7 protein-coding genes and 2 pseudogenes are annotated in these 12,384 nt (G+C 70.3%); 6 read left to right on the forward strand and 3 right to left on the reverse strand.

Features of this window, described 5'->3' with window-relative positions; genetic code table 11:
- Positions 1 to 350 precede the first annotated feature (350 nt).
- Positions 351 to 738, reverse strand: a pseudogene (locus IG86_RS42725) (transposase family protein); the annotation flags it as partial.
- Positions 739 to 1,356: 618 nt separating this feature from the next.
- On the opposite strand from IG86_RS42725, the gene IG86_RS0137165 reads away from it, so the two are divergent.
- Complete coding sequence (locus IG86_RS0137165) at positions 1,357 to 4,437, forward strand: DUF11 domain-containing protein (RefSeq protein WP_030902800.1); 3,081 nt, start codon at positions 1,357 to 1,359, stop codon at positions 4,435 to 4,437.
- A 485-nt stretch (positions 4,438 to 4,922) separates the two neighbouring features.
- Here the strand turns inward: IG86_RS0137165 and IG86_RS0137170 are convergent, their stop codons facing one another.
- Positions 4,923 to 5,147 (reverse strand): hypothetical protein, encoded by a 225-nt coding sequence (locus IG86_RS0137170; RefSeq protein ID WP_030902802.1) that lies wholly within the window; start codon positions 5,145 to 5,147, stop codon positions 4,923 to 4,925.
- Positions 5,148 to 5,348: 201 nt separating this feature from the next.
- On the opposite strand from IG86_RS0137170, the gene IG86_RS0137175 reads away from it, so the two are divergent.
- The 4 genes and pseudogenes from IG86_RS0137175 to IG86_RS45655 form a co-directional block, all read left to right on the forward strand.
- A complete protein-coding gene (locus tag IG86_RS0137175; protein WP_030902804.1) occupies positions 5,349 to 6,377 on the forward strand; it encodes a V-type ATP synthase subunit E family protein in 1,029 nt (342 codons plus the stop codon).
- Between the two features lie 626 nt (positions 6,378 to 7,003).
- Positions 7,004 to 7,414, forward strand: a complete 411-nt coding sequence (locus IG86_RS0137185; protein WP_037943846.1) for a RidA family protein — start codon at positions 7,004 to 7,006, stop codon at positions 7,412 to 7,414.
- A gap of 345 nt (positions 7,415 to 7,759) precedes the next feature.
- Positions 7,760 to 8,485 (forward strand): dienelactone hydrolase family protein, encoded by a 726-nt coding sequence (locus IG86_RS0137190; protein WP_030902810.1) that lies wholly within the window; start codon positions 7,760 to 7,762, stop codon positions 8,483 to 8,485.
- 1,274 nt (positions 8,486 to 9,759) lie between these two features.
- A pseudogene (locus tag IG86_RS45655) lies at positions 9,760 to 9,978 on the forward strand (HEAT repeat domain-containing protein); the annotation flags it as partial.
- Positions 9,979 to 10,645: 667 nt separating this feature from the next.
- On the opposite strand, the gene IG86_RS0137200 reads toward IG86_RS45655, so the two are convergent.
- On the reverse strand, positions 10,646 to 11,497 hold the full coding sequence (locus tag IG86_RS0137200; RefSeq protein WP_030829214.1) for a hypothetical protein: 852 nt from the start codon (positions 11,495 to 11,497) through the stop codon (positions 10,646 to 10,648).
- Between the two features lie 83 nt (positions 11,498 to 11,580).
- Between IG86_RS0137200 and IG86_RS0137205 the strand changes: the two genes are divergently transcribed.
- Positions 11,581 to 12,036 (forward strand): DUF3592 domain-containing protein, encoded by a 456-nt coding sequence (locus IG86_RS0137205; RefSeq protein WP_030902818.1) that lies wholly within the window; start codon positions 11,581 to 11,583, stop codon positions 12,034 to 12,036.
- Positions 12,037 to 12,384 lie beyond the last annotated feature (348 nt).

Consider the following 12,384-nt stretch of genomic DNA (forward strand, 5'->3'; position numbering starts at 1 on the left):
GGCGTGCGGGGTGGTGAGTGTGGGAGTCATGGGATTTCCTCCGCCGGATCGGCTCGGTCATCACTGCTCGCGTCCTCGGAAGCAGGTGGAACATTCGCCTGAATGTCCCTTTTGTTCTCTTGTTAAGAGCGTGGCCGGGGCACTTCATGAGGCTGTCCGCCGACTGTCACAGGCGTGTGACAGGCCCCCCTTCCCCCCACACGCAGGGCGGTGGGTCGGGGGCGGTACGGGCCGTCGATGTCTGCGGGAACGGGGTCTGAGCTGGGCGGATGGCTTGTCTTGAACCGGCGGCCCTCCGGCCGGCGGGCCTGTGGCCGGCCCGCTGTATGGGCGGTGGCCAATCCTCCAGGTGCGGTGAACATGGCCGTGGAGACGTAGGCCCTCTTGTCGTAGCGGATGGCGACGGCCCGGAAGCCCTTGACGCGGTTGATCGCGCGCTCGACCTCGTTGCGGCGCTTGTGGATCTCGCTGTCGAAGCCGGTGGGCCGACCGCCCTGCGGGCGGGGACGCGGTTGCGTTCGAGAACCTCGATCATCTGCGGTGCGCCGCCCCACTGGCCCGGCGTGGCCGGGAAAGCCGGCGGGCGGCAGTCGCCTTCACCGGCGAGGTGGATCTTGCAGGCCAGGCCGGCCCGGGACCGTCCGAGTCCTTCGCCGGGGCGGTGGTACCGGGGTGTTGTCCCTTTTCCTGGAGGCGTGGCGTCTTCTTCCGGGCCCCGGCCACCCGCCGGAGGGCGCGGTGAACGATCCAGCTGGCCGGGCGGGGCCGACCATCGCGCACGAGGGCCACCCACGGTGCCCGACGCAACTGTGACTGAGCGCTGGTCGGTTACCAGGGTCGCGGGGGTGGCACGTATATCGGTGCGAGGGCGGTGGCGGTGGCGGGGAATCGCCAGTGAGAACGACTTGCGCACGGGAGCGGGATGGTCGCCTCGTGCCGAGCTTGAGCCCATTGACCACCCCCTTGCCCTCAACCAGCGCAGCAGGACTGCCAAGGACCGTGTACGAGATGCGAGGCGGTCCTCCATCCGCCGCCGAGGGCCGGCCATGGCGGCAGAGGATCGGGGCGGAAGGGCGACGGGACCTCTGCCCGGGTCGGAAACGTTTCGGCTTCGTCCCTTCGGGCGGAACCCGAGTCCGCGGTCCGGACGGGCTGCCGCACCTTCTGGCACGATGCGGCAGCGAATGATCCCTTGCTTCGCGCTCGCCAGGTTTGTGCGCCAGTGGGGGATTCGCGTGCACCGTGGGAGGCAGAATGCCGAGTTCCATCCCACCGTCCTCCACCCGACCTTCCACCGGCCCGGCCGCACCGCCGTCATCCCGGCGGTCCGCCCGGCGTTGTCTCGGACGACGCCTGGTGGCGGCCGCCGCGGCGACCGCCCTGCTCCTGGCCGGCCTGTGGCTGATGCCCGGGGTACCGGCCGCGGCCGCCGACCCACCGCCGCTGGCCATGACCGTCACCGTCAGCCTGGACTGGTTCGAGCGCTTCGAGGTCCCGGACGACGGCATCGACGAGGAGGGCGAGTTCTATCCCGAGGTGAAGATCGGGGACAACCCGCTCCAGACGGGCCGGGTCGTCTCCGACGACGCCTTCCACGCCGCCACCATCCCGAACCCGTGGGTCTTCACACAGCAGGTCACCCTCTCCGGGACCCAGACCACGTTCCCCGTCGGCATCCAGATCAAGGACGAGGACGGCGGAACGAACTTCGCAGACGACCGGATGGACATCAGTCCGCAGAACCAGGACATCGACCTCAACCTCACGTACAACGCCCTCAACGACACCTGGAGCGGCGATTCCCTCAGCCACGGGTTCACCCCGCCATCGGCCCCGCCGTGCACCGACCGCGCCGGAAACCCGCAGGGCCAGGTGTGCGCCATCGGCGACGGCGACCCGAACTTCCCCAACGACGGCGACGGCAAGCGCGCCGCGGTCGGCCTGACCATCATCACCAGCGGACACAGCGACGCCGACCAGGACGGCATTGCCGACCGGTACGAGCGCTTCGGCGTGCGCCACCCGGACAACTCGATGGCCGTGGACCTTCCGGGCCTCCAGGCGGACCCGCTGCACAAGGACATCTTCGTCGAACTCGACTACTCGGAGGGCTCCCAGCCGTCCCACGAAGCGATCCAGGCGGTCGAGCACGCCTTCGCGGCGGCCCCGGTGTCCAACCCGGACGGTGCGGACGGCATCACGCTGCACGTCGACTCCGGCGGCCTGCACGACAGGACGTCCATGGAAGGCGCACCGGAAGGCACCTGCACCGACGGACTGGACAACGACGGCACGGGCGGCATGGACGGTGCCGATCCGAACTGCAACGACCGCGAACTGGGGGTCGAGGACTTCCGGGCCAACTGCGACAACGGCATCGACGACGACACGGACGGCAGCCCGGACGCCCAGGACCCGGACTGCACCGTCGGCGACGACCTCGGGGGCGGCAACCCGATCGCGTTCCCGCTGGCCAACTGCAACCTCGACACGGAGTACCGCAACACGAAGGCGCGCAACATGCAGCTGCTGCGCCAGAAGGCGTTCAACTACGTCCTCTATACCACCCAGGACGTCGACACCGACGGCACCGGCCCCGACACAGGGTGCGAGAGCGGCGGTTACGGCGCCGGCACGGACATCATCCTCTACCGCTCAGACGCGGGGGCCCTGATGCACGAGCTCGGGCACAACCTCGGGTTGCACCACGCGGGCACGGACGCGAAGCCCAACTGCAAGCCCAATTACGTCAGCGTCATGAGCTACTCCATGGATGGTGGGATCCCGAGGGTGGGCGGCGGAACGATCGTTGACTTCTCCCCGGCCCGCATCACCCTGGACGGCCGCCCGCCCAGCGACACGGCGCCGGGCCGGTCCCAGGCGGTGCTGCCCGAGCTCAAGGAGGACGACCTGCGCGAGAACGGGGTGCTCGACCGGCGCGACCCGGTGAACCAGTTCGTCTTCTCGGACGGCCGGGGGGCCCGGCGCACCGTCCCCCTGAACCAGAACCCCGATTGGAACGGCGACAACCCGAGGGGCGTCGGCGACGACGGCGATGCCGTCCAGGTCGTCAACGTCGACGCGACCGGCCCGGGCGACTGCGCGAACACCAGCACCGACGAGAAGCTCCAGGGCCACGACGACTGGGCGCGCGTCCAGACGTACATGCCGAACCGCTTCCCGGTGGCCGGCGGGGCGCCGCCCGTGAGCGAGGGGCCGCCGCTCCCGACGGCGGAGGAGGCGGCTCGGATCCGCGGGCTCCGCAACACCACCGACCTCGCCCTGACCCTCACTGACGCCCCCGACCCGGTCGCCGCCGGTGAGCGTCTTGCCTGGACGGTCGGCGTGACCAACAACGGTCCGAACTCCTCCACCTCCACGCAGATCACCACCGAGCTGCCCGCCGACGTCACCGACCCGGCCACGACCGGCCCCTGTCTGGTGTCCGGCCGGACGGTCAGCTGCAACCTCAGCGAGGTGCCGCAGGGGACCCACCGGGAGTACACGATCAGCGCCCAGGTCCCGGCCGACCTGGTCTACCGCAACGGCGGCCCGAAGACGATCACAACCACCGCCACCGTGGCCAACCTCGCCGGCCCGGACGCGCGGCCGAGCGACAACACCGCCACCTCCGACACCAGGGTGATCGCAAAGGCGGACGTACGGATCACCGACGCCCGGGCCACCAGCCCGCTGGAGGTGCTCATCGGCGAGCCCGCCACCGCTTCGCTGGAGGTCACCGTCGCCAACGCCGGTCCGTCCAGCCCGATCGACACCCTGCTGACCACCACGGCCGGCGCGGACTCCGGCGTCACCGTCACACCCGCGACGCAGACCGCACAGCAGACGGCGCTGCGCGTGGGCACGCCGCAGAAGGCCACCTACGCGGTGCGGCTCGCGTGCACCTCGCCGGGCCTGAAGCAGGTACGCCTGGACTCCCGCCTGGCGCTGAAGAACGCGGAGGACGTCGACCCCGACCCGAGCAACAACACCGCCTCCACCTCGTTCCGGATCGACTGCGTGGTACCCGTCGCGATCAACGTCCGGCCCGGCGGCTTCCCCAACTCCATCAACCTCAACACCGACGCCACCCTGGCCGCGCTGACCACCCGGGTCGGCGAGTACGGCCTGCCACTGGCCTTCGACGCGACGGCCATCGACGTGTCCCAGACGTACTGGGGCCTGCGGGAGCGGCTGTTCAACACCGCCACCCCGGCCGGCGCTCCGGAGGTCCACGGCAGGAGCCACCTTGAGGACTCCTACGAGCTGGACGAGCGCACCCGCGACCGCGACACCGACGATGTCCTGCACTTCAAGCCCAGCGCATCGGGACTGACCCTCACCTCCACCCGCGCCTGCCTGAAGGGCAAATACCGGGCCCCGGGCGGTCAGGTGTACACGTTCCTGGGCTGCGACTCCGTGAGGGTGGTGAACTGACGCCCGACGCGGAGAACCGAACGTGACGCAGGGCCCCCACCTCCGGGTGGGGGCCCTGCGTCACGTTCGGCGACGGGCACGGCCCGTCGGCGGTCGGCCGACCAACCGGCGCCCTCGTGAGACGTACGCCGACGACCAGGGCCAGTCGGCCTGTCTCGTCGCGGTGACGGCCCGCTCGAACAGGAGCAAGGCCGACCAGGACCCGGCGCACGGGCTGCCCCGTCCCCGGGCGCGCCGTTCCGATACCCAGCCGAGCGGACGGCGACCAGGATCCGCTGGGGCCTCGCCGTCGACGGGTCCGCGAGCGACCGGCTCCCCGACATCGCGGCCAGCGGCGGTGGCACGGACGTGGAGTTCACCCCGGCCCGTAGGACGGGCTGGCCGAGGGCGCCGTCCCGGCGGGCCGGCCGTCCCGCGGGGTGCTGCGCGTGGCCGGTCCCGCCCGATCGCAGTCCGGTACCCGGCGAGGTGACACCTCGCCCGGTTCACCGGCGTGCGCGCCATGTGCCGTACAGGGCGGCGACGGCGCTGATGACGCCGGCGAACCCGGCTTCGCCGACGGTGAGGTAGGTGCCGGCGCAGGTCGCGAGGAGCGCTACCAGGACCACGGCGTCGGGGATGCGCTGGGTCCTGGCCTCCGGGGCCGATTCGCGGGTGGCCGGAGTCCGGTCGGGGTCGGGTGTCTGCGAGGTGGTGCCGGTGTTGGTCATGACCCCAGGAGAGCGGCATTGCCGCCGGGATTCCCAGTGATCCGTACGGGCCCGCCCGGAGCCGGACGACCCTGCGCCCAAACCGGCGGAGGTCGGGCCGATCGCGGACGGCACGAGCTGTCCGCAACCGTTCGGCGCAATCCGCGTACGTACGGCTTCACCGCCCTCTAGCGTGGCTTTTCCACACAGGCAGGGGATGTGATGGCAGCCGGAGAACCCGGGACCGAGCCGCAGGGCAGCGAGGCGATCGAGGCGTACGAGGCCGCGCTGGCCGACTTCGCCGAGAAGCTGAACCTCCTTCACATAGCCGGCGGCACCCCCTCCTACGCGACCATCGCCTCCGTCTCGGTTCGACCGCGCCTGACCACCACCGGCTTGAACGAGATGCTCTCCGGCAAGCGCCTGCCCTCCCTCGAGTCGCTCCTGGAGTTCGTCCGGGTCGTCACGACCCCCAGCGGCCTGGACAAGCCCGCCGCCCAGAAGTTCCGTGCCGATGCCGCCCTCGTCGAGACGTGGCGCGGGCACTGGCAGGACACCAAACTGCTCCAGCGCCGCGCCCAGCCGGCGAACCGCCGCCTCAAGGCCACGGTCCGGCAGATCCACGACGACGCCGTCCGCGAAGCGGAGGCCGTACGCACGGCCGCACACGCGGAAGCCGAACGAATCCGCACGAGCGCGCAGACCGACGCCGAGGACATCCGCGCGCAGGCCCGCCGCGACGCCGCCGACGTCCTGGGCCGGGCCCGCGAGGCAGCGACCGCCCCCACCCCGGACGGGCCCGGACCGCAACGCACCGCACGCGAGATCTCACGTAGGGGGCGGCCGCTGATCCGGGGCCGGGGAGCCGCGCTGCGCACCCGGTTGCGTCCGGCGGCCGCGGTGCTGGTGGTGGCCGCGCTGGCGGTGGCCACGGTCCTCGTGGGTGACTCCCTCAGGGGAGAGCCCGGGGCCTGCCGCGACGGGGGGCCTCAGGCCGGCCAGATCGCCTCCGACCCGGGCTCTCCCCTGAGGCCCATAGACATCCGGCCTGCAGCGTTTGTCGCCGAACCGGCCGTTTGGCTCACTTTCCCGCCCGGCAGGGTCCCGTTCAGCATTCCGTCGGACACCAGCTCCCCGACGCCGACCTCCTCCCCGCCTCCTGAGGCGTCGCCGGCGCCGAGCCCGCCCGCAACACCGTCGCCGACGCCCTCTCCGAGCAAGTCAGGCCGCTGCGCTGACAGCAGCACGTGACGGGCATCGGCGGGGAAACGGACGAGCGCTGCGCCGCGCCATGGGCGCCGATCGGTGCCGCGGGTGCCCGCCGCTTCGCCTCGCTTCTCGCATGAACGGTCCTTTGCCCGAGCAAGATCAATAGGAGTCGCGCCGAGATCGCGAAGGACCGGATCGGTTCGCAGAACCGGACGGACTCCGACGGCACGCACGTCGACTCATACGAGAGGGCCAGCGTCACGCTCGGCGGCCACCGCTTGTACCCCCCGTGACCTGGACACCTACGCCGCCCTCACGGGTACGCAGGCCCGGCCGAGGAGCACGACTTCAGCGCCCCGAGGACGCCGGGGCCCGGACGACCTCACCGGCGACCTCGACACGGCCCTGGCATGGACGACCGCCGGCGTCTGCGTCCTCCAGCAGTCCCTGCCCCGCCCCTTCCAGGACGTCCCTCTTCGCCCACGCCTCGCTGCTGAAACTGAAGCACCCCGCCGGCTCGGCCCCGTGGTTCACCGCGCTCGTCCACCTCAACCCGCCCGACAACCTCGCCGCGCGCTCCTGGCCCCCGAAGGGCCCGAGGACGCGTACGCCGCTCGGTGGAAGAAATTGCGATGCGCGCCGGCAGTAAGCCGGTCAAACTCGCGGGCATGACTGCGAAGATCACTCGTATCAACCCCGAGCAGCTGCATGAGACGCCCGGCTATCACCACATCACCATGGTGGAGGCCGGTCGTACGGCCTACCTGGCGGGGCAGTGCCCTCTCGATCGCAGTGGTTCCCTCGTCGGTTCCGGATCGCTTGAGGCGCAAACCGACCAGGTCGTCGTGAACGCACTCGCTGCCTTGGCTGCGGTGGATGCCGAGCCGGAACATGTGGTGCGCTCGGTGATCTATGTGCGGAGCGACGACAGAGACGATCTGGGCGTCGCTTGGCGTCGGCTCACCGAGTCGGCTCTCGGGCCGGCGTTCACCACCGCCAGCACCCTGTTGGGTGTTGCGCAACTCGGTTTCACCGGGCAGCTCATTGAAGTGGACCTCACCGTGGCGCTGCCCGACTGAGCCTCTTCGTCTCAGCCACCGAACGTCGTCTCACACGGGGCGGCTCGCCCGGGGATTCGCCGGACCTGGGAGTGACCTTCGTCTGATCACGCGCTCCCACCAGGGTGCACGTGACCACGACGGAAGCCGTGAGGGCGGGCCTGCTGCCTGATGCCGTCCGGAGGGAAGCGTTCACGCAAGCGTCACGCTTCCGGGGCGAGGCTACGAGTGCCTGACCATCCGGCGCGGTGAGCAGTTCGAACCGGCTCCTCGATCCCGGCCCCGTCGAGGACCAGCTTCAGGCCACCGTCCGCCAGTGGTGAACACCCGTCCGAACGAACTTGACGGTCACTAGAGTCCAGTCGCATGACGACGGTCACAACGTGCGCAGTGAAGTATGAAGCCGACCACCTGACGATGACCGGGCACCTCGCGCTCCCGGCCGGTGCCGATCGCCGGCCCGCAGTCCTCATCGGACCCGAGGGGATGGGACTGAGCCACGTCGAGCGCCGCCGGGCCGAGGCCCTGGCGGAGCTGGGGTACGTGGCACTGGCCTTTGATCTGCATGGCGGACGCTACTTGAGCGATCCCGAGGAGATGCTGGCCCGTTGCATGCCGCTGCTCGCCGATCCCGAACGGATGCGGTGCATCGGCCACGCGGCGCTTGACGTGTTGCGCGCCGAATCGCGGGCCGACCCCGACCGTATTGCGGCCATCGGTTACGGCACCGGGGGCGCCATCGCGTTGGAACTCGGGCGCGACGGCGCCAACCTGCGCGCGATCGGGACCGTCAATGCACTGACCACGGGCCGACCGGACGAGGCGGCACGCATCCGCTGCCCGGTGTGGGCCGGAGTCGGTTCGGAGGACCCGATCATGCCGCCCGCGCAACGGGAGGCATTCACTGCCGAGATGCAGGCCGCAGGCGTCGACTGGCGCCTCACGGTCTACGGCGGAGCCTTGCACGCGTTCCACCACCCGCCGGTCGATCACGCCGCGCCCCCCGGTGTCGGCCACCACCCGCGGCACGCACAGCGAGCTTGGCGCGACATCGTCGACCTGCTCGCCGAGTGCCTACCCGTGACGCAGTGATGCGGTCGGCCACCGACGCTCATTACCCACTCGGCGTTCAGGGAGCGGTTCTCGAGCAGCAGACCAGCCAGGTCTGGAGCGGCAACACGGCTCGAGGCAGATGGGGGAGGGGGGCCGCTCGTCGGGGATGACAGTGCGTGAGGTCTGAGCTGCGGCGGGGCATTGAACGCCACGATGCTGCATCTGATGCGAGCCTCGGAGGTCTGGCCTTGAGCGGCGACTCTGCCGGGGGCGATCCGGCCCGCCGGTATGACCGCTGTGGTGGCCCTCGAGTGGGGCCTTCCGCCGCGGTCCCCGGCCCGATGCTGGGACTTCACCCGATCACGACCTTCCGTTGGCGCCGTCGCGCCGCCACCGACTGGACTGCCTACCTGCAAGCACGCCAGCACGCCCTTACCGACGGACCTCCACATCCCCGGCACTGATTCGGGCGTCACGGAAGTCCGCCGGGCCGCGCCGCTTGCTCCGCCCCGTAGGGACGATCCGTCAGATCTGCACTGAGCTGCGAGAACGCCACGGGGGAGCACGGTCATGGGAGTGGGTAGGGGTACGAGCAACCCGGCAGACGGGGAGCGCTGTGATCTCCGCGGTCCGGGCTGGAGACACGGACTTGGTGAGGATCCTTCTCCATGAGGACAGCGACCCTGATTTTCGGGACGACGCGTTCTGCCTGGCGGTCCAGATGCACCACGGGCACATCGCCCAACTGCTCCTCCAGTACGGGGCGGATCCCGGGCGGAGCAGGCGGGAGGAGATCCGGGGCAGGTATCCCGAGTCCGAACTCCTGGAGGCGCGGGACCTCGCGCGCCGCTGGCACGAGACGGGGGTTGAGGCCGAACTGCGACGCCGTACGGGTTCCCGGGATGCCGGCGCCCGTACACCGGTCCAAGACGGCGAGTACCACAGCGTCGACGAGCGCACCCTTGGTGACATGACCGTCCGGGACGGCCACGGGGCGATCCTCACGTACGTTGAGGAACTGCTCGGGGTCCGCACCTCGTTCGAGGAGCTGATGGACCGCGCGTTGGCACACGCCGGCCAGGACAACCACGCGACATGGAGCACTGCCACCATCCTGCTGGGCGTTCGGCGCGACCAGGCGACCTGGACAGCTGCCGCAGCGCTGCGCACGAACCCGGACCCGTCCCGCCGATTGTTCAGTGCCGAGGTGCTCCGGCTGACTCATCTTCTCGACGACAGCGACGAGGACGCCTTCGCTGGTCCCGCTCTGGACATGTTCACCGACTGGTCGGCCCCGCGCGGAGGCGGCCCTTCTGCCCCACGTCAGCCATCCCGATGCCCGAGTGCGGCGCGCGGTGGCGCACGGGTTCAGCGAGTGGTCCTCGCCGCCGGCCTTTTCCGGCGACGCCCGCGCGGCGTTGCTGCGGCTGATGACCGATCCGGACCCGGTGGTACGGAAGACCGCCTGCCACACTGTTGCCGGGGGAGGGACAGGAATCCCGTCCAGCACAGATGCCATGGCCTCTGTGCTGGACGACGCGGACGGACCGCCTGGTCCAAGTGGCTGCCGTCTACGGACTTGCCTGCCACGACGACGGACGGTGTGTGGAAGCAGCACGCCGCCTCGGCCCGCCGCGGCGCGGTTCCGTGGAAGAGGAGAGCTACCTCGACATGGTGCGGCGCTACGAGTGGTGCCGCGACGGCCCCTGACGTCCCCGCCTTGGCCTGACGAGACCGTGGGCCACGGCGACCGGCGACCGCCTGCACGCCTAAATCCGCGCCGCCTTCGCCGTCCTCGCGGACCTTGCCGTTGCCGCTCTGATCGGCGGTGACGGCGTCGCCACCTGGTCCGGGTGCACCGACGAAGCCTTCACGATCCCCGCCCTACTCACCCTCGTCCGCGAAGCCGGCGGCCGCGGCCACCACCTGGCCGCAGTCCAGCAACCGGTCAGCCTCGCACGGTGCAGCCAGTCACCCGCGCCCTCGACGGACGCGGCCCCCTCGTCCAGGCACGCTTCGTGGGTGTCGGTCGGCCTGGGCCTGAGCACTGCGTTCCTCGCGACCGTCGCCCGCCTGAGAGCGGGCCTGTCCGTGCCCGACCACTTCCACCACCGGTCCTCGAGCTGCTGGAGGGCGATGAGTGCGTCCCGAGCGGTTGCGGGCCTTGGAGGGCGAGTAGGGAAGCGATCGATGTTGGTGTCATCCTGTGAAGGCGGGCAGCGAGAGTCGGATGGTTCCGTAGTCGATGAGTGCCGCGATGGCCGTGAGCAGCAGGAGTGCGATCAGTGTGCCTGTCTGCTCACCGCGCCCGGTGAGGACCGCGGCGGTCCGGGGCTTTCGCGGGTGGTAGGCGACCTGGACGGGTCGGCCCTTGTTGGTGCCGCCGATGTACCGGGTCACGCCGGCGGAGTCCGTGTAGGCGTTGGTGTCCGTGCCGTTCCGGTAGACCTGCAGCGTGTCCACGGTGATGCCGTAACGGCGCAGGTACCAGTGCTCCCACGTGGAGATCAGCCCCAGGCCGGCGAGGAAGGACGCCGCCACGCCGAGTTCCCCGAGCAGCAGCGTCGCGATTCCCCGGCCCCAGTTCCTGTCGAGGAGCCCGACGACGACGGCGAGAAGCACGACTGCGGAGACGGCGGCGCAGGTCGCCCACTTGGCAGGGGAGGGAAACCCGACGGGAACGTCGTCCTCGTCGCGTTCCGCATCCCCTGTCCCTGTCTCGGCGACCAGGCTCCGTGTGACGACGAGCCTGGAACCGTCGACCAGCGGCTCGCCCTCGGCCCGTACGGGCAGTGCGGCGTTCACCGCATCGGCGAAGACCGTGGCGGCGGCCGCGCTCACGTCCTTGACCCGGTAGACGGTCGCCTCGGCTCCCGCCGGTGCCGTCAGCTCGACGGAGACGGAGCGTCCCTCGGCGTGGACGAACGCGATCGCCGCAAGGGGGATGCGCAGCTCGTCGTCCGGACGACGCAGCAACAGCTCCTCGCCGTCGGCACGCAATGCAGTGCCCTTGTCTCCCTGGAGGACGGGTATGGGCGAAGAGATCGACATGGCGTGATCGTAAGGTGCGCGATCTGTGCAGTGAAGAGTTTGCGGGGGTTTCGGGCGGGGCTGTGCTGTCGTACGGTCCAGCTGTGAACTTGGTGACTGCAGTGCTCGTTTGTTTCATCATCGCGTCCGTGCCGGTCTTCCTCTTCGGCTTGATGCTCATGTCCGGCGAGCGTGGAGAACTGAAGAAGATGACCGAGCTGAGTGAATCCGGCATCGAGGTGCAGGCGAGCCTCGTGGGCCTGCAGCCGTTCGGTACGCGGGGATACGCGAGTGCCGTGTACGAGTTTCAGTCCCCCAGTGGGGTGACGGTCCGCCACAGCAAGGGCGTGAACTTCGGTGCCGCGCACGTTGTCGGACAGAAGTACCCGCTGGTTCACGCCCCCCACGACATGAAGCGCCTGCACATGGGAACGATGTCGACGGTCCGTCAGGAACGCGGCCGACGCAAGGGCTACCTGCGGGGAGCGCAGTGGACCGTGCTCCTGGCCTTCGTGGCAGGTGCGCTGGCGACGGTGGGGCTGATCGTCAGCCCCACCTGACTCCCGCGACAAAAGCCGCTGCCTCGTCGCGAAGTGTGCCCGGTGAGGGAAATGGCACGGCGCGAGGCGCGCGGCTCAGGGGGGCGGTGTCGCCTGTGCGGCGGTCGCCGCGAAGACGGACGGGCCGGCTGGCTGTGGTGCGGTCTGCCAGAGGGGTAGACGGTGGCGATGCTACGCGCGGAGGTCGGTTCCTGCGCGAGGTGCCTGCCGGCGTACTGGCTCCGACGACGACGGCGAGGAGCTGTGTCACCACGGGGGCATCATCGCTGCTGCCCGGGGAGGGCAGTACGGCGGGAAGGTGTTCCTCGGACGAGGTCTGTGACCGGGTGACCCGAACATGAATGCTGG

Source organism: Streptomyces virginiae (assembly GCF_000720455.1).
GTDB lineage: Bacteria > Actinomycetota > Actinomycetes > Streptomycetales > Streptomycetaceae > Streptomyces > Streptomyces virginiae.

Bases quoted from the DNA above. Each gene is read 5' to 3' on its own strand.
- IG86_RS0137185 (WP_037943846.1), top strand. From the start codon at position 7,004: ATGACTGCGAAGATCACTCGTATCAACCCCGAGCAGCTGCATGAGACG.
- IG86_RS0137190 (WP_030902810.1), top strand. From the start codon at position 7,760: ATGACGACGGTCACAACGTGCGCAGTGAAGTATGAAGCCGACCACCTG.
- IG86_RS0137175 (WP_030902804.1), top strand. From the start codon at position 5,349: ATGGCAGCCGGAGAACCCGGGACCGAGCCGCAGGGCAGCGAGGCGATC.
- IG86_RS0137170 (WP_030902802.1), bottom strand. From the start codon at position 5,147: ATGACCAACACCGGCACCACCTCGCAGACACCCGACCCCGACCGGACT.
- IG86_RS0137200 (WP_030829214.1), bottom strand. From the start codon at position 11,497: ATGTCGATCTCTTCGCCCATACCCGTCCTCCAGGGAGACAAGGGCACT.